This is a genomic window from Desulfoscipio gibsoniae DSM 7213 (genome assembly GCF_000233715.2).
GTDB lineage: Bacteria > Bacillota > Desulfotomaculia > Desulfotomaculales > Desulfallaceae > Sporotomaculum > Sporotomaculum gibsoniae.
The window spans coordinates 755,414-776,366 of sequence record NC_021184.1 but is presented as its reverse complement, the minus strand read 5'-3'; the positions used below and the strand labels follow the sequence as shown (position 1 = coordinate 776,366).

Below are 20,953 nucleotides of genomic sequence, written 5' to 3'. Positions count from 1 at the left end.
ACCGCCGCCAGATTGATAGCTCCTACCATATGAGGGTAGGAGTGTCTTTATTTCAGACACTTCCGTTTTAGGTCCTAAGTTTTAGGTTGGAGGTATGTCCTCAATAATTTGATAATATGTTTTAATTTAGACGTCATTGTAAGCGCAGCGAAGCAATTTCACTCCTTACATGACGGAAACAGGGCGATCGGCGTGGTCTGAAAACCTATCCTTTAGTTTAGCCACCGTAGTTTATGTTTTTTGAAAAAAGGGAGGAAATATATTATGGTACCAACACCTCAAAAGCCATCCCATTCCATCATTACCCTCACTGTCAATGGTGAGCATCACTCATTCATACTGGGAGAGGGCCCCCACGAGGTATCCCCCTCGCAAACGTTAGCCCAAACCCTTAGAGAAAGGTTAGGACTCACAGGTACTAAAATATCCTGTGATCACGGTGCCTGCGGTTCTTGCACCGTGCTCATGGACGGGAAAGCGGTCCTCTCCTGCATGCTGTTGACAGTGGAGTGTGAAGGAAAAGAAATAACCACTATTGAAGGCCTGGGAGATCCGGCAACCGGCACCATTGATCCCCTTCAACAATCCTTTATCGACCATACAGCCTTCCAGTGCGGTTTCTGCACCCCGGGGATCATCATGAGCGCCAAGGCTCTCCTTACCGAAACCCCCTCTCCTACGAGAAACGAAGTCCAAGAAGCCCTGGCGGGCAATTTCTGCCGGTGCAACAGTCATTACCACGTTCTTGATGCAGTAATGGCAGCAGTCAAAAGGGGTGGTAACCAATGACAGACTACCGGTTCATCGGCAAATCTACCCCGCGGAAGGATGCCTTGGATATAGTAACGGGTAAGACTAAATTCATCAATGACATTACCATTCCCGATATGCTCTACGGCAAAGTTCTGAGGAGCCCCCTACCCCACGCCCTGATCAAGAGTATTGATACTACAGAGGCTCTAAGCCTCCCCGGTGTAAAAACCGTTCTCACCTACCAGAATGCACCCGATTGGAAGGCGGGTTTTCCCCTGCACGCGCGGGTGCTGGACAAAAAAGTACGCTATGTCGGTGACGCGGTGGCCCTGGTGGCGGCTGAGACGGAGGATATCGCCGCAGAAGCTCTGCGTCTCATCAAGATCGAGTACGAACCTCTCCCAGCAGTATATGATGCGGAAGAAGCCTTGCAGCCCAATGCACCCCAGTTGTATGATCAATTCCCCGGCAACCTTTTGCCGCCGGAACGCCGCTTGTTCGGCCCCAACACACTGCAGGAGGTTGTCATTGGTGATGTCGAGAAAGGGTTTGCAGAGGCTGATTTCATCATCGAGGGAACCTGCGCCTATGAAAATATCCCCAACCCACTGCCTCCGGAACCGCCGGGGGTGATTGCGGCCTGGGAAGGGACGGATACCTTAACCGTTTGGTCGGCGTCACAGGGCCCCCATATGTTTAAAGTTACCCTGCAAAAGCGGATGGGAGCCACCAATATGCAGTCTATCGGCAGCCCTGTGGGAGCGAGTTATGGCTCAAAGTATATGTCCTGGCAGTATGTTTTACCTGCCGCCGCCCTTGCGAAAGCAACAGGCCGGCCTGTTAAGTTGTGTTATGGAAAGACGGAACATATGGCCGCCTTTACTGTAAGACTGGGATCCCGTATTCATGGCCAAGTTGGCATGAAGAAGGATGGCACCGTAACGGCACTGTCCGGTAATTGGTTGTTAAATACAGGCGCATTTTCTGAAATTACCCAGGGTATGGTTGCTGTGGGCTGCGGTGAAGCACAGCTCATGCTCAAGTGTCCCAACTGGCATCTCAAAACTCAAGTGGCATGCACAAATCGAACCGCTTCAGGACAGGTGCGCGGTTTCGGCGGTCAAGAACTGAAATGCGCGCTGGTTCCCATTATTACCATGGGCCTGGAGAAAGCCGGCATCGACCCGGTTGACTTTTTCAAAAAGAACTATGTGAAACCAGGTGAAGGATATTACTGGCGTGATGGAAACTGGTGGGTATGTAAAGGTATTGATTATACGGCGGCAATCGAAAAAGGTGCCGAGACATTCGGCTGGAAAGAGAAATGGAAGGGTTGGCTTAAACCATCATCCGTTAATGGTGCCAGGCGGCGAGGGGTTGGGGTTGGCGTGCACGGGAATGCCGACGTCGGCGAGGACATATCGGAGGCATTTGTTCGCCTTGAGCCCAATGGCACGGCCACAATCTACTCGGGTTTGGCTGAACACGGCACGGGCCAGCGCAGCAGCATATGTAAAATGGTTGCTGAAATACTGCAGCTTCCCCTGGACCGGGTCACCGTAACACCAACAGATTCACGCGTCAATCCCTTTGAAATCGGACCCGTCGGTTCACGGGGGACCTACGCCATCGGCAGTGCCGTGATAGCAGCTGCCGAAGATGCTAAAAGACAGCTTTTGGAACTAATGGCTCCCAAGTTCGCAGTAACACTGGAAGAGCTGGAAACGGAAGACGGGATGGTCTATGTTAAAGGAAAACCCGAAACGCGGCTCCCGTGGATTAAAGGGATGGGCTATGATCGCACATGTTTGGGCCGGGGCCGTTTTGAGCCCGATTTTACTTTGCCCAATTTTATGATGACCTTTGCCGAAGTAGAGGTTGATACTGAAACAGGCAAGGTAGATCTGATCCGGGTCGTAGGTGCCACCGACGTGGGCCAGATTATCGATCCTCCTTCACTAACTAACCAGCTCAACGGATGCCTGGGTTCTGCAGGTATCGACAGTGCCCTTTTCGAAGAGACAGTTCTTGATACCCGGCTCGGACGCATCATAAACCCCAATATGATCGACTACAAGTGGCGCACCTTTTCTGAACTGCCCGATATGGAACATGTTATTCTAGAAACCCCATTTCCCAGTCACCGTTTCCAAGCCATTGGTATAGGTGAAATTACCCCTTCCCCGGGGCCCTCTGCTGTCCTTATGGCTGTTTCCAATGCCATAGGTGTACGAATAAATGATTACCCGCTCACACCAGATAAAGTCTTAAGGGCCCTGGGGAAGATCGCTGCTGCTAAAAAGGAGGGGAAGTGATGCAATCCTTTGTCCATATTAACGCCCACTCAGTGGATGAAACAATACGGTTGCTCGCGAAATATGAAGGAAAGGCAAAACTCAACGCCGGGGGAACGGATCTCCTGGGTGTCTTAAAGGACCGTATTCTCCCTGACTACCCTGAGGCGGTAATAAACATCAAAATGATCCCCGGCCTCAATACAATCGAAGAAGACGGCGACTGGATAAGGATAGGCGCGTTATCCCCACTTGTTGATATAGTTAAATCCCCCATAATTGAAAAGAAATGCCCCATCCTTATGGAGGCCGCGAGAACTGTCGCCTCTCCCCAGATCCGGAACATAGCGACAATCGGCGGCAACCTCTGCCAGGACACCCGCTGCTGGTACTATCGCTACCCCGATGAGCTTGGGGGGATAATCAAATGCTTCCGGAAAGGTGGGCGGACATGCCCTGCTGTCGCCGGTGAAAACCAATACCATGCCATCATGGGTGCCAAGAAATGCTTTGCAGTCTGTCCCTCCGATTTGGCAGTGGCCCTCACCGCCCTTGACGCAACCATTACCATAGCCGGCACCAAAGGCACACGCAATATACCCGTGGAAGATTTTTATACCCACCTGGGGAATGTGCTTGAACTTGATGAAATGGTTACCATGATCCGGGTCCCCAAACCTGCCAATACCAAGCAGACCTTTCTCAAGTTCACTATCCGGAAGCCGATTGACTTCGCGGTGGTAAGTACTGCTTGCATGATCACCATTGTAAAGGGAATATGTACAGATGTCCGTATTGTCCTGGGAGCGGTAGCCCACACCCCTGTCCGCGCCCTTATGGCCGAAGAGTTTCTGAAAGGGAAAGAACTGTCCGAGGGGGTTGTAACAGAAGCAGCAACACTTGCTCTGGCCGGAGCAAAACCCTTATCCAAGAACGAGTATAAGCTGGAAATTGCAAAAACACTCGTGAAGAGGGCAATAATGGCAAGTACGTTGGGTACTGAGTAGTTTAAAAGTAGATGTGGTAGAGGTAAGCATGATTAAAAATGCTTACCTCTTTTCTATTAAAATTTCATGCCGATATCGCGGCAACAATGGAAAATATAAATTTACTTTTCAGGTTAGATAAACTTTATTCCAGTTTTTACCCGCAACTTCACCCCGCCAGCTGCCGGTAGCCCAGCTCAAAGGCGGCCAGGTTCAAATCCCGCACGCTGTCCTTGAACAACAGTTCAATGGTAGCGGTTAAATATTCCCGGCCGAAGGGCAACAGGCCGCTGCCCGCCAGCGCACCGGTCATCACCATATTGGCCGCCAGGGGACTGCCCGCCTCCTTGGCCAGCTCCGTGGCCGGCAGGCGGTGCACCCGGGCCACCAGTTTTCTAATCGTCTCCTCTATGCGGGCCGGGTCGGGGTACTTATCCTCGCCCAGCAAACAGCCCAACGGGTAGTTGGGACGGTCATTCATAATCGTAACTGTGTCCGGGTTGGCGTAATTCACCATCACCCGCAGTGTTTCCAGCGGCTCGAAGCCCGCAATCACCCCGGCCCTGCCTCTGGGAATCAGCGGGCCATAGGGTTTATCTTTGGAAATGCGCACATGGCTCATCACCGAGCCGCCCCGCTGGGAAACCCCGAAGGTTTCACCCACCACCACCCGGTACCCGGCCACGGCCGCGGCCACGGAAACCACCTGGGAAGCCAGCACATTGCCTTGACCGCCCACGCCGGTAATAATGATATTCAGCGGTTCCACAAAAGTGCTCATTTATTCCACCGTCCTTTCCACCACAATGGCCTGCTGCGGGCAAAGGGTGGCACAGACTCCGCAGCCGTTGCATACCGCCTCGTCAATACGCGCCTTGCCGTGCTCGGCATCCCAAATGTTGGCCGGGCAGGCAAACACCTTGCTGCAGAACCGGCCGCAGCCGCAGTCATCACCAATGCATTTATCCCAATCCACATACACCCGGTTCTTCTCCTTGCCCTTCACCGCCGCCAGGGCGCAGGTGCGCCGCAGTATCAGCACCCGGGGGCCAGACAGCTGCAGCATATCGCAAACTGCATTTATGGTGGCATCCACATCATAGGGGTCGGAAATAGCATAGGGTATGTTCAGGCCCCGGATAATTTCTTCCATATAGACGGTATCTGCGGGCCCGCCGGTGGCAGTGGTCTGCCGTCCGGGGTGGGGCTGGTGGCCGGTCATGGCGGTGGTTTCGTTGTCCAGCACCACACACATAAAATTGGCACGGTTATAGCGGGCATTGATCAGCGCCGGCACCGCAGCGTGGTAAAAGGTGGAATCACCCACCACGGTGATCACAGGTTTATTGAAGCCAAAACGGTTCAGCTTACCCAATCCCCCGGCGATACCCACCCCGGCCCCCATGCAGTGCATGGTTTGCAGCAAATAATAGCCCGTTCTGACTATCCCCAGGGTGTAGCAGCCGATATCCCCCAGCACGACGCCTTCCCGGCCGTCCAGCTCCAAAGCAGTGCGGATGGCCCAGAAGGAGGCCCGGTGCGGGCACCCGGCACACAGGGCCAGTTCACGCCCCGGCATCTTTTCACCCAGCAGTTCCTCGGCCTCCCGGGAAGTCAGCATGGTCTGCCCGGCCCAGGGCACATCAAATATTTTGGCCAGCGAGCCCGCCAGCACATCCGGGTCGAGCTCGCCAATACCGGCCCCCGCCGGGCCGGCTACATGCCCGCTGCGCTTACCGTAAAACTTAATACTCCCCAGCTCGTTCCAGTGCCCGGCCGCCAGGGCCATGACATTATCTTCGACAAAAGGCTCCACTTCTTCAGCAAAAACCACTTCCGATGCGTTTTTCAGGTAGTTAAGCAGCAGGGTTTCCGGCAGCGGCCAGGTAGTGCCCAGCTTAAGCACCCCCACACCGCCGGCCAGCCCCAGCATATCCAGAGCTTCCAAAGCATACATGGCGCTGGGCCCGCTGGCAATGACCAGCCGCCGGGCATTGGCCGGCCCGGAATAACCGTTAAAGAACGAATCACTGGCCTCAGCGGCCGCCCGGGACAATTTCTGCTCCAGCTGGGCATGCAGTTGAATGGAAAATGTGATCACCCGGTCATCACGGCCGAACACGGGCCGGCGCTCGGGGCGGGTCAATTCCCCCAGTTCCACGTCCCCGCTGGCGTGGCATACCCGGGTAACACAGCGCACCACCACGGGCAATTTCAACTGTTCCGACAAGTCAAAGGCTGCCCTGGTCATATCTTTAGCTTCCTGCACCGAGGAAGGTTCCCATATGGGCAGGTGCAGCGCCTTGCAAAGGTTGCGGGAATCCTCCTCCCGCACGCTGGAGTGGGAAGAAGGGTCATCCCCCACCACAATGACCATCCCGCCCCGGGTGCCTGAAAGAGCCAGGGCACTGGCAAAGTCCAGGGCCACATTGAGGCCGTCGGCCTTCATAACCACCAGCGACCTTAAACCTGTGAATGAAGCTGCCGCCGCCCCTTCCATGGCAACTTTCTCATTAACCGACCATTCCACATATAAGTTAAACTCCCCGGCCACTTTGGCCAGGGTGCCCAACACCTCGGCGGTGGGCGAGCCCGGGTAGGATGCAGCGTAAGCCACCCCGGCCTCCAGGGCACCCCGGGCAATGGACTCGTTGCCGGTCAGCGCCACCCGCACACCCGGCTGTTCTTTACATACTCCCATAATGGTCACTGGCTGACACCCCCCCACTGTTCTTCTATTTGCCTGCGATATTCTAACGGCACCACCGGGCAGCCCGGACGGCCTTCTTGATACTCTGCATCAGCCAGCACCCTCATTTTCTTATTTAATGTTGCTCGCCTTAACACAGGCAGCCTTTGGGGTGGATATTCCTTTATCTCGATTACCCCCTTGTCCAGGGCTAGATTCAGTAAATCCCGCCCCCTGTCCGAGCGGACCACCAGCGTATTCCAGGCGCGGTCGTACTCGGTTGCCCCCACCGCGATATCCGCCCATTCGGAGGTGGGGTCCAGGCACAGATTGCATGCTTTGTGTATATAAGGACGTAAATCATCCATCGACCAGCGGTAGCTGCCGGCGCTGGTTTCCACCACCGGGCCGTCCTCGGGGATATCCATTTTAATTACTTTTTCCCCCTGAACCTGCCCGGACAAAAAACTGTAAAAGTCCGGGGTTAGAGAGGCAAAACAAAACAGCCCCAGCACCAGCTCCACTGCACCCGGCACATTAAACTGCGCCCCAGGCAGGTTCCCCTGCTGCATTTTGCGCACCGCCGCCACCTGACAGGGCCGGCCCACCACGCCCAGGCCCGTCAAGCCGTCGCGCAGCGCCCGGTTCAGCTCAGCCAGGGTGGGTACGCCCACATACTTGGAACCGGCACAGGCATAAACCTCGCCCGCCGTGCGGGCCAGCGCCGGGTGGGGGTTGTCCGCCTCTCCACCGGTAAGCACCGCCCCGGAAATCAGTCCCTGCCGCAGGGCCAGGGCCGCCAGCGCCGTGGTCACCCCGCCGTACTGGGCACCAGGTGCTTTATCGCCCGCCGCGCGGGCAAAATAAATGCCCTGCAGCACCCCCAGGGCCTGATCCTCCCTTTCCCGGCCAAATACCGCCCGGTCCATTTCCCCCACGTCCAGCCCGGTTTTGGGGCATACGCTGTAACAGGTGCCCTCCTGCAGGCCGCAGGGATAAATCACCCGCACCCGGTCCCGCCTGGTTTTAATATACGGGCACAAGCCTACACAAAGGCCGCAAGCCGAACATAAACCACCATCTATTATTTCATTTTTCAGCCGTTCCTGACCCGGCACACTAACAACCCCCAATCAGTCAATTGATGTAAACATTATACCATTATGCAACCTGTTTCAGAACCTTATTTTGCCATGCCCGCTTATAAATAAAGAAAGGTAATTCGTAAAGCTTTGGTGCCAGGTGTTAAAAGTTGAAAATCAAAGATTTTCAACTTTTAACACCTGGCACCGGCCCGGCAGTGTTTTTAAAACTCGGCGTTCTTGGGTGTCCTGGGGAAGGATATCACATCCCGGATATTGCTCATACCCGTCAAGTACATAATCAGCCTCTCGAAGCCTAGCCCGTAGCCGGCGTGTGTGGTGCCGCCATATTTTCTAATATCCAGGTACCACCAGTAATCCTCCGGGCTAAGTCCCAGCTCCTTCATCCTTTGCTCCAGGTAATCCAGCCTTTCCTCCCTCTGGCTGCCGCCGATGATTTCACCCACCCCGGGAACCAGCAGGTCCATCGCCGCCACCGTCTTTTGGTCGTTATTCATGCGCATGTAAAAGGCCTTGATTTGTTTGGGGTAATCCGTGACGAAAACCGGCTTTTGAAAATGTTTTTCCGCCAGATAGCGCTCATGTTCGGTTTGCAGGTCATACCCCCACTCCACGGGGTATTCGAACTTTTCCGGGGAGTTCTTGAGAATATCAATGGCCTCCGAATATGTAACATGGCCAAACTCGGACTTTAACACGTTTTCCAGGCGGGCCAGCAGCGACTTGTCAATGAACTTATTAAAGAAGTCCATTTCCTCCGGGGCGTTTTCCATAACATAACCAATCACATATTTCATCATCGACTCAGCCAGATCCATGTCATCCTTTAAATCCGCGAAGGCTATCTCGGGCTCAATCATCCAAAATTCAGCAGCGTGCCTGGGCGTATTGGAATTTTCCGCCCTGAATGTAGGCCCAAAGGTGTACACCTTGCCAAAGGCGTGGCAATATGTCTCCACCTCCAGCTGCCCGCTGACCGTCAAATTGGTTTCCCGGCCAAAAAAATCCCTGGTGAAATCCACTTGACCGGCTTCGTTACGGGGAGTGTTATCGAAGCCCAGAGTGGTGACCCTGAACATTTCCCCGGCTCCTTCGGCATCACTGCCCGTAATTACAGGGGTATGTGCATAAACAAAATCCCGCTCCTGAAAGAATTTGTGAATAGCGTAGGCGGCCAGCGACCTGACCCTGAAGACAGCGGCAAAGGTATTGGTCCTGGGCCGCAGGTGAGCTATGGTGCGCAGAAATTCAAAGGTATGCCTCTTCTTTTGCAGCGGGTAATCCGCAGCGCAGCTGCCCACTATTTCTATGTTCTCAGCCTTTAGCTCAAAGGGCTGCTTCGCCCCGGGCGACTCCACCAGCTCGCCTTCCACGGTTATGGCGGAACCCGTAACCAGCCTGGCTACTTCTTTAAAATTGCTCAGGCTTTCCTCAAACACCACCTGTAAATTGGCGAAAAAAGTGCCGTCATTAAGTTCAATAAAGCCAAAGGCCTTGGACGCCCGCACCGTCCTGACCCAGCCGTTAACTTTTATTCTTTTGCCCAGATATTTTTCGGATTGTTTGTACAGCTTTTTAATCGCTGTTGTTTGCATCTAATTCACCCCTCCGGTAAAGTAGCTATCTATGCGGCAATAATTATAATATTTTAGTATTCCCCCTGTTACCATATTACTACAATATCTATGTACTTTAACCGGTAAATCCAAATAAAAACCGTTAACATAAGAAATTACATTAACGGTTTAAATAACTCCTATCTTTTGTTGTAAACAACACCATATCCGTGCGCATCATCACGTTTGTCCGCTTTTTGTTTGTTACCCATATCGGTTAATCCCTCCGCGAACTCGTAAAAAGGAATAAAGCCGGGTTCCGCGTTGTCCCTGTGAATTGGTACGGTCATATTATTCAAGCCCTTGTCCTTGTTTGTAATTTTTTTCAAGGGGATCACCTCCTGTATTAGCTGTGCCAAAAACTCGGCCGGGCAAACCCCGGTAAGTGTTGGTAAGGAAACAGAAGAACCGTCCCCTTGCTTCCTTACTTGCTCCGGTAAACAATGTGCTCTAAAAACATGACCGTAAAAACCCCAGCCACAAATCCATTGCCGATAATGGGCCTGAGCGAGGCGGGCATTGTATTTAGCACCTCCGCAGGTAAAAAAGCAATTACAACCCCCAGCATGACGGGTAAACCAATAACCAAACCGCTATCAAAATTAAATTCCCTGGAACTAAAAGCCATCATAAGCCCGGCTGCCACTTGTGAGCACATCACATAAAAAAGCACCGTACCAATGATCACAGAGGGTATACTGTCCATAAAGGCAATGGCCACGGGCAAAAAGGACAGCACCAATAAACCCAGGGCAGTGGGTATTAAAGTAAAACGAGAGGCCACCCCCGTTGAAGCTATTACCCCTGGGCTCAATGAAAAATTAACCGGACCGACAACCCCCAAAAAACCCGAAAGCATATTAGCCAGGCCGGTTAAGGTGATCCCCCTGGTTATGCGTTGGGGCATATTGGCGGGTTTTAGTAATTCGCCAACCGATTGTATAGAACCCAGGTCATTAATGGATAAAGCCAGAAAACAAACCAGAAACGAGATCAAAACACCTGGCTCCAGTGACAGCTCAAAGGAGATATCATTAATAAAAGAGGCCAGCCATTTATAATTGCCGGCATCAATGACTACGGACGACGGCGATACCACTGAGTAGGCCAGCGATCCAATAATCATGGCCCAAATTATTAAGGTAGATTTCCACATACCGGTCAAAAACCTGTTGGCTACAAACATCAACAGCACCATGCCAAGGGCAAATAAGATATTAAGTAAAGCAGATACCTTACTGCCGGCAGCAGGTAGTATCATATTCATAATGGTGGGCGTAAGGGTAAAGGCAATTAATAAAAGAATAACTGCTACCACCCGGGTAGTGAATAATATTTTTAGCTGGGCGAAAAGACCGGAAATACTCAATATTGCAAGTATAATACCGCCAATAAAAATTGAAGAATAAACCGTTTGCATACTGCTTCCCTGACCGGCCAGCACACCAATGAGCAGCACCGCGGCAGGGCCCATAATCAGCGGCAGGCGGTGCCCCCATAACAACTGCACCAGCATCACCAGCCCCGTTATGAAAAACAACTTCTGCACGTAGATTATCTGGTCCCCGGTGTTTTCGAAGTGCAGCACCGCCACCACCTGGCCGATAATAATAATGATGGGAATGGTGATTGCCAGCCACTGCAGGCTGAATAGAAGCAATTCCGCATAGGGGGGGACCTCGTCTAAAGCGTATTTTAATTTTAGCTTTTGCAAAATATCACCCGGCTCTCTCTTAAATACAATACTCCCGGCCAAGTTATATATTACAGTTTAGGACTTAAGTTTTCAAAGCATGACTATCAATAAAGCCCGACTCCTTAAATGGTTCGGGCTCTTTAGGGTGGCACCGGACGGGAGACTCCGGAACCAGCATTCACTTATTTAAGCATTATTTCTAACCAATCTTAAGTACTGCTTCCAACCATGTCCTTAAAAAAACCTCAAATAATCCCGCGATGCACTGATGGTAAAAATATGGTTATTATAGCCAGAATAATAATCAGAAGGTAAAAACCTCGCATGGGGACACCTACCGTTTCATGTAAATTTTAAATACTGTCGTGAATGGCATTATGTTTTATTTAATCATTGTAAACTGTAATTATTAAATAAATGTTAGTAAATTATTAATTATTTTTAATATTTGTCAGGTAGTTGCCCCATAGTAAAGCCAAGCGGTTCTGACTACAGCATTATCTACCGTGCCGGGCAAGCGATTTGGGGATCAGCTTAAGAAAAGCATCTCCGTGACCTCCTCCCCTTACTAAAGTGTACTAAAGTAAGGGACATCCAAGTTAACCCAAGATAGTCAACTTAGAGCCGGGAGCTTTTTTCAGCATCCCAGAGATTTCCGTATTGCTACGGCACATACCTTTCGATATGGCCCGGCCACAAGAGGCAATAACTTTTAGGTTTAGCCAACCTTCTTATAGGCCACATACCACTGACCACTTAGGGTACGGCTATATATCTTCTTACGATAGTCCCTGTAGTTCACTTTCGGCCTGTAGAAGCTGGTTAATAAGTTATTCAGCAGATTGATTGCGGCGTTATCGTCCCTACCTAGCACCATAGTGCATTTTGGGCATTTGTAGGTGCGTATCGTGGGCTTGAGTTTCTGCCGGTTGCCGCAATTAGAGCACGTCTGGGTGCTATACCGTTCGTCGGCTTTGTGAGTATACTTACCGCGGCTTTCTGTCTTATAGCCGAGGTAGCCGAGGAACTTCTTATGGGGCCAGTTATTCTGTACGGCACGGTTGATACGTTGGTTGCCTTTACCTTTGGCCGGGTCGCTTGATACCATCCCCAGTTTGTTGGGACTACCAACGGAAATAATATCGTGACGGCTGTTAGCCAATAGTTTTGCTGTGGCGTGCAGGGTACCGTTTATCTGGCCAGCGCGACGCTGATAAAGTGTGCTTAGTGCTTTTTTTAGTCTCCTCCAGCGCCGGGAACCTTTCTTGCACCGGTCGAGTTTGGATTTTACGAGGTCGATTTCTTTGTCGAAGTACCTGGTGCTGCGATTAACAGTAGAGTGTACCTCTATAAGGCACCCGCTGTCGGTGGCCCCGGTCAGGAACGTCTTAACGCCGGGGTCAAAGGCGACAACCTTTAGGGGACGTTCGCTGCCCAGCTTGGCAGGGGTTATTTCATACACCAGGTTGGCATAATATTTGCCCTTCTCGTAGGAGATGGTCAGACTATGGATATTGTCCGGCAGGTTACGGTAGCCTTCGATCTTGATGCGTTCTTTATACTGACGACGCTTTGTTTTGCCTTTGCTGGTTTTATAAGACTCCATGCCGCCGGAAACTACCAAATATTCACCGTCAAGCTCAAAACCGCTTTGAATATAGGGTAGCGTAAAGTATTTAAGTGCACTTTTGAACCAGGGTGGCCTGGCAGTAACCTCATCGCCGTTTAGCCGCTGGTTTTTTAAACGGCCCCAGAATGAACGATAGTCTTTGTTAACTAGCCTCAGGACCTCTTGGGCGACCAGGCTGTAAAGTTGGTTAAAGCAAGGGAACGCTTTTTTTAACTCTACCAGTTGACTGTTCTGGTAAGTATAACTTAGGCTTTGGGTGGTGCCGTGATGCCGGTAAAAGTGCCACCTGCGCTGTTGCAGGGCGATATTATACAGCTCTGTGGCGGCCATACTCATTTGCCAGAGCCACTGTTCCTGTTTTGGGGTCGGTGAAAGGACGACCTTCTCAGTAAGCAGCACCGGCTTCACCGCCTTCCTTTTGGGTTTCGATATAGCGCTGGATAGTCTCTTTGGACATGTCACCGGCGGTACCCACGTAATAGGACGGGTTCCACAGGTGACCGCCCCATAGTTTCTTCTTTAGTTCCGGGCGCTGGGTGAATAGCATCCTGGCACTGGCTCCTTTGAGTATTTTAGCAATTACCGCCGGGGCTATCTTCGGGGGCGCGGATAGGAAAATATGCACATGATCCGGCATCACCTCCATTGTGATTAGCTCATATCCGTGCCCCTCGCAAAGGTCAATGATAACCGCCTTTAGGGTTTCTTCGATGGGCGGTGTTAGCGCTTTTTTGCGATACTTGGTTGACCATACAAAGTGATAGTTGATGTTGTAAACTGCTGTGCCTGTTGACTTCCAAGTTTGGTTTTTCATACCATTATTATATCACAGCAAACCTATGTTTGCGAGGGGAAATTGCCGGGCTTACGCCCGGACGAGGGAGTCCGTGTATCCCCTCAATAATTGAGGGGGATTACAGCCCCCTCGTGCTCCCCCAGGTTTCTAAAACGGTATACCATGCTTTAAATACCGCCACAGCAGTACCAAAGCCACAGTAGAGGCCCGCTTGGCCATCTCGTCCCGTTCGCCGCTCCATAGTACCTTTTTCATCATCAGACGACCATTACAATCCGCCGCTATATATAAATTATATTCCGCCACCGCGGCATCATCCCCTCCGGATCTCTGCACAGCTACGGCGGCCCCAATATCAGTGCCAAACTGTTTTCTGACCATTGAAGCCATGTGCCCGGCCCTTTCCATAGCCCTGGTAGGTATATCGCCCAGCTGCAGGCAGGCTTTTTCCTGCAGCTGCCGGTAATCCCTGGCAACCAGCCCGGCGGTAAAGGTACTTTCCGCACCGGCGGCGGAGGATAATTGATAGGACAGTTGCCCGCCGGTGAAGTTCTCAGCCACCGCAATTGTTTTGCCCTGCTCGCGCAAAACCAGGGTTACCGCCCCGGGCAGGGTTTCGTCGTCAACGCCAAAAATAAAAGCGCCCAGGCGCTCCCTGACCCTGCTTTCCATGGCATCAATCATTTCCTCCGCCATATCCGACTGCCGTGCCTTGGCAGTGAGGCGCAGGTGTATCTCGGAAAATTTGGCTGTGGGTGCTATGGTGGGGTTGGTGCTCTTTAATAAATCGCTCAGCTTTTCATCCAGCAGCGATTCGCCAATACCGCAGAATTTAAGCACCCTGGACTTAATCACCCCCACCTGGCTCGCCAGCCTGCCTATCAAATAAGGAATGACCTGCTCCTTAACCATCATATTAAATTCCGAAGGAGGGCCCGGCACCAGTATATATGTCTTTCCAGCCTGCTCCACTATGATGCCCGGGGCAGTGCCGATTGGATTGTCGATGGCCCGTCCCCCTGCGGGCACCAGCGCCTGCTTGAGATTATTTAACGTAAGGGGTATGCCGCGCCGGTCAAAGAAGCGCCTGACCACCTCCAAAGCCTTCTCATCCTGCACAAGTTCCAACTGCAGCGCCTCGGCCAGCGCCTCGCGGCTGATGTCATCTTCAGTTGGCCCCAGCCCGCCGCCCACGATAATTAAATCTGCCCGCCCGGCCGCCTGCTTAATGGCCGCGGCACAGCGCTGCAGGTTGTCACCCACCGTAACCTGGTAATACAAGTCTATGCCCAGCGTGGACAGTTCCCGTTCGATTACCTGCGCGTTTGTGTTGAGTATCTGACCCAACAGTAATTCCGTACCGGTAAAGATAATTTCACAGATCATATACCTGCCCCCTGTGCAAAATGTGTTATTAGGGCTTAATTATATTACAATCGCCAGGAATATAATAGCTTTTGTTGGGAAGCAAGATGAAGCAACGGGGACGGTTCTCCTGCTTCCTGCCTCTGCTCCCCCCTCTTTCTTCGTACGGCAGAATAATGGGTAAAACAAAAGGAAGCAGGAGAATCACCCCCTGCTTCCCCGATTTTCTAAAATAGCTCTTTAATTGCCTCCATTAAACTAACTTCGTTGGGCATATAGAAATTTTCCAAGGGTTTACTGAAGGGCACTGGTATATCCGGGGCTGTTACCCGTTTTATCGGAGCTTTCAGCATGTCAAAGGCTTTTTCCGCCACCAGTGCGGCGATTTCACCGCCAAAACCGCCGGTTCGGGTAGCCTCGTGCAGCACCACCAAACGGCCGGTTTTCCTGACCGACTCTAAAATAGTGGCCTCATCCAGGGGTACCAGAGTCCGTAAATCAACAATTTCCACGCTGATACCCTGCTGCTCCAGCTGCCCCGCGGCTTTAAAGGCCGCACCCAGCATTTTGGACCAGGTGACCACCGTCACATCCTTGCCGGGTTTTTTAATATCCGCCACGCCAATGGGAATTGTGTAATCTCCCTCAGGCACGGGACCGGGAACAAAGTTTAAAATCATATCTTCAATAAAAATAACCGGGTTTTCGTCACGGATGGCCGATTTCAACAACCCTTTGGCATCAGCCGGTGTACCGGGCATGACCACCTTAAGCCCCGGCGAGTGGGCAACCCAGGCCTCCAGGTTATGGGAATGCTGACACCCGGCCCCAATGCCTGCCCCGGTCTTAATCCGTACCACCAGTGGGAACTTGCTTTTACCGCCGGATAGATAGCGTAGCTTGGCCGCGTGATTGACAATCTGGTCCGCGGCAATGGTAAAGAAAGGATTAAACATAATCTCCACCACCGGCAGCAGTCCCATTACAGACGCGCCTACAGCCAGACCGGCGATAGCCGCCTCCGAAACCGGGGTATCCTTAACCCTGCGGGGCCCGAATTCTTCCAACAGACCGTAGGTGGCCATGCGCGGATCGCTATGAATACTTACCCCAACACCTTCTCCAGCTATAAAAACCCGCTCATCGCGGCTCATCTCTTCGCGTAGGGCCTGGTTGACGGCCTGGCCCAGGGTGAGTTCCTGCATTTTCTCTACCTCCCCCATAATATCATGCATAAACATCTTCTAAAGCTTCAGCCGGATCAGGCCAGGGACTGGCCTCGGCAAACTGCACAGCCCGCTCCACTATCAGCCTTATTTCGTACTCCATGTCCTGGTATTCCTGTTCAGCAAGCGTCCCCGCCTGCATCAAAGAAGCTTTTAATTTTTTAATGGGGCACTGTTCTTTCCAGCGGGCAATTTCATCCTTGGGCTGGTATAGCTGCTCATCGTTGGTGCCGTGACCGCCCCAGCGATAAGTTTTGCACTCAATTAAAACCGGCCCGGCTCCGGCAAGGCAGTCTTCCCTGGCCTTTTGCACAACCTCATAAACTGCCAGGGCATCATTGCCGTCCACCATCTCCCCGCGCATGGCGTAGGCACTCGCCCTGTCTGCAATATCTTTAACTTTAGTGTGCTCCTCCAGGCGCTGGGCACCAGAATAGATATTATTTTCACAAACAAAGATTACCGGCAGGTTCCATAAGGAGGCCATATTCAATGCCTCATGAAAGCTGCCTTCGTCCGAGGCGCCGTTGCCAAAAAAGCAAACCGTGACAAAATCTTTCTGCTGGTACTGCGCGGCAAAGGCTGTGCCCACAGCAATGGGTATCCCCCCGCCCACTACAGTGGTGGTGCACAGAGCATTAACTTCCGGCGCAGCTATGTGCAAGGTACCGCTTTTGCCCTTGTTGTAGCCGGTACGCCGCCCGAATATCTCCGCCATAAGCAAATCCGGCTCCGCGTCTTTGGCCAGCAAATGGCCGTGACTGCGGTGATTGCTGATAATCACATCCTCCGGCGCCAGGGCAGCTCCAACCCCTGCAGCCACCGCCTCTTGCCCCGTGCAAACAATCATCATTCCGCCAAGCTTTTGGGGATCCTTGCTTAAATCAACCAGCTTCTCTTCAAAACGCCTGATTAATAGCATCATCCGCAGGAGTTTCTTTTGTTCATTGTTATCCATAGCGGAACCTCCCTTATCTTTCTTTACATACCCGCACTGTATTTTGTCCAACTGTATTGTCCTAATTTTATACCACTTGGGTCCTTTTGGAAACAAAGATTTGAGAATGTTGAGAAAGTTTTAAACGTGTGGGGCGGGGGAACCGCCCCATGCTTCCCCCTGCTTCATCGGCCTATTCTATTATCTGTGGCTCAGTGCCTATGATTTTGTAATTGTACTCCTGGACGACAGTGCCATCTTCCCTGGTTTTTTTGAAAGTAATCAGGTCGTAACCATCACTTGTTTTACTTTGAAAGGTTTCGTAAATATATCTGACGCCATTTTCAATTTGCTCTCTAGTACCAATCCAGTATGGGCAGCTGTTCAGAAACGAATTATATTTAGTAAACTCTGAGAATAGCTTATTCGAAGCCTCAACGTTTATATCAACCAATTTTTTTTCCACATGACCCGCACTTACCTTTGCCGTTCTGCCAATGCTTGTTAAATACGCTAAAGCTTGTTTTTCCTGCTGCCTGGCCAGGTCTGCATAACCCTCTTGGCTAATCAGCACCTGATCATGCAGTTTGGCGGGAAACATCTTTTTAATGGAATCGGGATAACCGGCCCCGTCCATTGGCTCTTTATATTCAAGTAAAGAGTAGGTACCATTTTCATTTCTTGCAAAAGTCATGACGGTTGGGATTGCCCCACTGCCGCTTATTTTAGTTAAAATACCGTTTTCAAAGCCAAACCATCCCACACTGGCGACGGTATATGCCTTAACTGTGCCATCCCGCTCCTCTGTATCTAAAATGACGTGCCCTTCAGTTATACACTCTCCGTCCAGGTAAACTTTACCTTGATCCTTGATGGCGGCACTGACAGCCTGCTCAATATTTCTTGGTTCCGACGCCAGTGCTGGTACTCCGATCACAATGCCTGGCGTGGGCTGGATTTTGTATATTGAATCATCGCACATGATGGTGACGTACTTTTCATCTATCTTTTTCTCCTGGGGGTCAAAAATTGTTACAGTTACCTTATCCTTATTGCTCTGGCTGTCATTCATTTGCCCATGCTCACTGACCGGTGACCAATATACCGAACTGCCATAAGGTAGATCAATTGTTTTGGTACCTTTGGACAATTGACCCGTGGAAGTTTCCCATGTAAGCAGCACTCCATTATCCGCTGCATAACGGACCTTCCCCACAGGGTTCTGATATTCCACCGCAATGCGTATGCCTGGAGTACTGGACATTGCAAGTGTGTATTGCTCAGGATATACCCACAGCTTAAAGGCAAGATTTTTTAAAAAATCACTGAACACATTGATATCCCTGGAGTATTCCCATAGATCTTGTTGATAGCTTTGCTGAACCTCGGTTCTTGTATATTGATATTTCAACTGTTTGTTTAATCCAGCGGCGTTGCCGGCAGTGTTATCGACGTTGTTAAAGAAAATATGATCGACATTTTTAATCAGCGTAAAAACTATTAACGCGTTATCTCGAAAAACCGTTTCTATTTGATTTGCGTTTATGTCGACTTGATTTGCGTTTATGTCGACGTTACTAAAATCATAATTAACTATCAGACCATATGGTTTATCATCTGTGGCCAGGGATATACCTTTTTTATAATCACCAAGGGGCAGTTTACTCAACAGGTTTCCAATATTACTGGCATCTCCGATATACTGAGACTTATATGCAAATAAATCACTGGGATTATATCCTGAAAGCAAAATATTATTTATATCATGACGGTCATCATCCTTATTGCCGGCACTTATAACATTTGTTAAGAAAATCCCGCCTAATATTAATACACAAAGCGCCCCCACAATGATAATAATGCTTCTTTTGCCTGCCAAAAGTCCTGGCATTTTGCTCATCTTAAGTAAACCTCCCTTATTAGACTTTGTTTTTACCAAACATTCTTTTAATTTATGATAGCATGAAGTGTGGACAGCTTTTTGTCAAGCATAAAAATTCTATCATAGGATGTTACTGTAACAAAAAAGCCCCGGCGATGGGGCATTATCATAAGCTCATAATTAAATTGACCGGCAAGGCCGGGAACGGCTGATGTAAGCAATGGGATTCGCAACAAAGTTCCCAGGCTTTGAATACCCGAGAGAAGCAGGGGAACCATCCCCCTGCTTCCTAGAAGCAGAGAGAAGCAAGTGAACCGTCCCCTTGCTTCCCTTTGCTTCTAAATCTCCCGCCTGTCCACAACCCGCTTGGCTTTACCTTCGCTGCGCGGGATGGTACGCGGTTCCACCAGCTTGATGCGCGCGTTGATACCCAGCACACTGTTAATTCGCGAATAGAGCCTGCGCTCCAAATTTTCCAACAGGCGTACCTTATCGTTAAACATCGTGGACGAAAGCTCCACCCAGATTTCCAGGTCATCAACGTTGCCTTTGCGGTCCACAACCAGCAGGTAATGGGGCTCGGTTTCCCCGAATTCCAATAGCACGCTTTCAATTTGGGATGGGAATACATTGACTCCCCTGATAATCAACATGTCATCACTGCGGCCGGTTACCCGCTGCATACGTACATGGGTGCGCCCGCATGGACAGGGTTCCGGATTAAGAATGGTTATATCCCTGGTTCTGTAGCGTATCACAGGGAAAGCTTCCTTGGTTAATGAAGTAATCACCAGTTCCCCTGGCTGGCCATAGGGAAGCGGTTCCTCCGTCTCAGGGTCAATAACTTCTGCAATGAAGTGATCTTCATGAATATGCATACCATGTTTATCCTGGCACTCCATGGCCACCCCGGGTCCCATCACTTCACTGAGACCGTATATATCCAGCGCGATAATATCCAGCTTTTGCTCCAGCTGCTCCCTCATACGTTCCGACCAAGGCTCAGCCCCAAAAATCCCCGCTCTTAAAGGTATTTTGGAGAAGTCCATCCCCTGGTTGGCGCCTTCTTCGGCAAGGTACAAAGCATAAGAAGGTGTGCAGGCTAACATCGTGGTGCCAAAGTCCTGCATTAACATGAGCTGCCTGCTGGTGTTACCGCCTGAAGCCGGTACCACCGTAGCCCCCAACCGCTCGACGCCGTAATGGGCGCCCAGCCCGCCGGTAAATAGGCCGTAGCCATAGCCAACCTGCACCACATCATTTTTGGTACCCCCGGCCATCACCAGCGCCCTGGCCATCAGATTCGACCAGGTATTAATATCATTTTGAGTGTAGCCCACTACAATTGGTTTGCCTGTCGTACCCGATGACGCGTGCAGCCGCACCACTTGATCCTGGGGTACGGCAAAAAGACCAAAGGGGTAGTTATCCCTTAAATCATACTTTATGGTAAAAGGCAGTTTGCGCAAATCATCCAGGGACCGAATATCCCCGGGAGTTACGCCCTTTTCCTTAAAGGTCTTTTGGTAAAAAGGCACACTATTGTAAGTTCTCTCCACGGAAGCCTTTAGTCTTTTGAGCTGCAGATCGGCCAATTCATCGCGGGACATGGTTTCGTATTCAGGATTCCAGTACATGATTTTCGTTCTCCTTTTTGTTATTCCTCAGCTAATTGGTGTACAAAATAAAAAAACTTTTCTCCCTCTTAAGGGACGAAAAGTAGTTCGCGGTACCACCCTTGTTGGTCTAAAAAGACCCACTTATTAGCAGAGTACAGGAAATCTTCCTTATACCCCCTTCCTTTTAACGGTGGAAGTTTCCGTCCGGGCCTACTTACCATTGTTTCAGCCCGGCAGTTCGGGGGAGAACTTCAACGCATCATACTTTAGAAGCGCTTGCAGTCCATGACGCTTCCTCCCTATAAAGCTGTGTTACGCCTACTTTTCCCCTTCATTACCTTTTCCGACATCACTTATCAAG

The 20,953-nt window shown here is 50.9% G+C and carries 16 protein-coding genes and 1 other annotated feature; of the genes, 3 read left to right on the top strand and 13 right to left on the bottom strand.

Translation table 11 applies throughout. The features are described from left to right. The first annotated feature begins 264 nt into the window (after positions 1 to 264). Genes DESGI_RS03580 through DESGI_RS03570 form a run of 3 tightly spaced genes read left to right on the top strand, consistent with a single transcriptional unit; the run spans position 265 to position 4,054 of the window. Entirely contained in the window at positions 265 to 789 is a 525-nt protein-coding gene (locus DESGI_RS03580; RefSeq protein ID WP_006520958.1) for a (2Fe-2S)-binding protein, read from the top strand. Next, positions 786 to 3,068 (top strand): xanthine dehydrogenase family protein molybdopterin-binding subunit, encoded by a 2,283-nt coding sequence (locus DESGI_RS03575; RefSeq protein ID WP_006520957.1) that lies wholly within the window; start codon positions 786 to 788, stop codon positions 3,066 to 3,068. The genes DESGI_RS03580 and DESGI_RS03575 overlap by 4 nt, the downstream gene beginning before the upstream one ends. Continuing rightward, positions 3,068 to 4,054 (top strand): FAD binding domain-containing protein, encoded by a 987-nt coding sequence (locus DESGI_RS03570; protein WP_006520956.1) that lies wholly within the window; start codon positions 3,068 to 3,070, stop codon positions 4,052 to 4,054. Before DESGI_RS03575 ends, DESGI_RS03570 begins: the two co-directional genes overlap by 1 nt. Positions 4,055 to 4,202: 148 nt before the next feature. Here the strand turns inward: DESGI_RS03570 and DESGI_RS03565 are convergent, their stop codons facing one another. From DESGI_RS03565 to DESGI_RS03500, 13 genes are all read right to left on the bottom strand, one after another. Beyond that, entirely contained in the window at positions 4,203 to 4,814 is a 612-nt protein-coding gene (locus DESGI_RS03565; RefSeq protein ID WP_006520955.1) for an indolepyruvate oxidoreductase subunit beta, read from the bottom strand. Continuing rightward, positions 4,815 to 6,734 (bottom strand): thiamine pyrophosphate-dependent enzyme, encoded by a 1,920-nt coding sequence (locus DESGI_RS03560; protein WP_041285170.1) that lies wholly within the window; start codon positions 6,732 to 6,734, stop codon positions 4,815 to 4,817. A gap of 5 nt (positions 6,735 to 6,739) precedes the next feature. Next, positions 6,740 to 7,840, bottom strand: coding sequence for a Coenzyme F420 hydrogenase/dehydrogenase, beta subunit C-terminal domain (locus DESGI_RS03555; protein WP_006520953.1), 1,101 nt, complete (start codon positions 7,838 to 7,840; stop codon positions 6,740 to 6,742). Between the two features lie 188 nt (positions 7,841 to 8,028). Continuing rightward, complete coding sequence (gene asnS, locus DESGI_RS03550; RefSeq protein ID WP_006520952.1) at positions 8,029 to 9,420, bottom strand: asparagine--tRNA ligase; 1,392 nt, start codon at positions 9,418 to 9,420, stop codon at positions 8,029 to 8,031. Between the two features lie 161 nt (positions 9,421 to 9,581). Further along, positions 9,582 to 9,770, bottom strand: coding sequence for a hypothetical protein (locus tag DESGI_RS03545; protein WP_006520951.1), 189 nt, complete (start codon positions 9,768 to 9,770; stop codon positions 9,582 to 9,584). 95 nt (positions 9,771 to 9,865) lie between these two features. Then, positions 9,866 to 11,155 (bottom strand): uracil-xanthine permease family protein, encoded by a 1,290-nt coding sequence (locus tag DESGI_RS03540; RefSeq protein ID WP_006520950.1) that lies wholly within the window; start codon positions 11,153 to 11,155, stop codon positions 9,866 to 9,868. 700 nt (positions 11,156 to 11,855) lie between these two features. After that, positions 11,856 to 13,166 (bottom strand): RNA-guided endonuclease InsQ/TnpB family protein, encoded by a 1,311-nt coding sequence (locus tag DESGI_RS03535; RefSeq protein ID WP_015617911.1) that lies wholly within the window; start codon positions 13,164 to 13,166, stop codon positions 11,856 to 11,858. Next, positions 13,153 to 13,581 (bottom strand): IS200/IS605 family transposase, encoded by a 429-nt coding sequence (tnpA, locus tag DESGI_RS03530; protein WP_006520948.1) that lies wholly within the window; start codon positions 13,579 to 13,581, stop codon positions 13,153 to 13,155. Before tnpA ends, DESGI_RS03535 begins: the two co-directional genes overlap by 14 nt. 129 nt (positions 13,582 to 13,710) lie before the next feature. Beyond that, positions 13,711 to 14,949, bottom strand: coding sequence for a CinA family nicotinamide mononucleotide deamidase-related protein (locus tag DESGI_RS03525; protein WP_006520947.1), 1,239 nt, complete (start codon positions 14,947 to 14,949; stop codon positions 13,711 to 13,713). Between the two features lie 206 nt (positions 14,950 to 15,155). Then, a complete protein-coding gene (locus tag DESGI_RS03520) occupies positions 15,156 to 16,133 on the bottom strand; it encodes an alpha-ketoacid dehydrogenase subunit beta (RefSeq protein ID WP_006520946.1) in 978 nt (325 codons plus the stop codon). A 22-nt stretch (positions 16,134 to 16,155) separates the two neighbouring features. Continuing rightward, the gene (locus DESGI_RS03515) at positions 16,156 to 17,112 is read right to left on the bottom strand and encodes a thiamine pyrophosphate-dependent dehydrogenase E1 component subunit alpha (protein ID WP_006520945.1); all 957 of its coding nucleotides are present in this window, start codon (positions 17,110 to 17,112) and stop codon (positions 16,156 to 16,158) included. Positions 17,113 to 17,284: 172 nt separating this feature from the next. Continuing rightward, positions 17,285 to 18,991: a DUF4825 domain-containing protein gene (locus DESGI_RS23580; protein ID WP_006520944.1), complete on the bottom strand. Its 1,707-nt coding sequence runs from the start codon at positions 18,989 to 18,991 to the stop codon at positions 17,285 to 17,287. A gap of 320 nt (positions 18,992 to 19,311) precedes the next feature. After that, positions 19,312 to 20,610 (bottom strand): phenylacetate--CoA ligase family protein, encoded by a 1,299-nt coding sequence (locus DESGI_RS03500; protein ID WP_006520943.1) that lies wholly within the window; start codon positions 20,608 to 20,610, stop codon positions 19,312 to 19,314. Between the two features lie 68 nt (positions 20,611 to 20,678). Next, positions 20,679 to 20,936, bottom strand: a binding site (T-box leader). Positions 20,937 to 20,953 lie beyond the last annotated feature (17 nt).

Coding starts and splice junctions, on each gene's coding strand:
- DESGI_RS03580 (WP_006520958.1), top strand. CDS start 265: ATGGTACCAACACCTCAAAAGCCATCCCATTCCATCATTACCCTCACT.
- DESGI_RS03575 (WP_006520957.1), top strand. CDS start 786: ATGACAGACTACCGGTTCATCGGCAAATCTACCCCGCGGAAGGATGCC.
- DESGI_RS03570 (WP_006520956.1), top strand. CDS start 3,068: ATGCAATCCTTTGTCCATATTAACGCCCACTCAGTGGATGAAACAATA.
- DESGI_RS03565 (WP_006520955.1), bottom strand. CDS start 4,814: ATGAGCACTTTTGTGGAACCGCTGAATATCATTATTACCGGCGTGGGC.
- DESGI_RS03560 (WP_041285170.1), bottom strand. CDS start 6,734: ATGGGAGTATGTAAAGAACAGCCGGGTGTGCGGGTGGCGCTGACCGGC.
- asnS (WP_006520952.1), bottom strand. CDS start 9,420: ATGCAAACAACAGCGATTAAAAAGCTGTACAAACAATCCGAAAAATAT.
- tnpA (WP_006520948.1), bottom strand. CDS start 13,581: ATGAAAAACCAAACTTGGAAGTCAACAGGCACAGCAGTTTACAACATC.
- DESGI_RS03525 (WP_006520947.1), bottom strand. CDS start 14,949: ATGATCTGTGAAATTATCTTTACCGGTACGGAATTACTGTTGGGTCAG.
- DESGI_RS03520 (WP_006520946.1), bottom strand. CDS start 16,133: ATGCAGGAACTCACCCTGGGCCAGGCCGTCAACCAGGCCCTACGCGAA.
- DESGI_RS03515 (WP_006520945.1), bottom strand. CDS start 17,112: ATGGATAACAATGAACAAAAGAAACTCCTGCGGATGATGCTATTAATC.
- DESGI_RS23580 (WP_006520944.1), bottom strand. CDS start 18,991: ATGAGCAAAATGCCAGGACTTTTGGCAGGCAAAAGAAGCATTATTATC.
- DESGI_RS03500 (WP_006520943.1), bottom strand. CDS start 20,610: ATGTACTGGAATCCTGAATACGAAACCATGTCCCGCGATGAATTGGCC.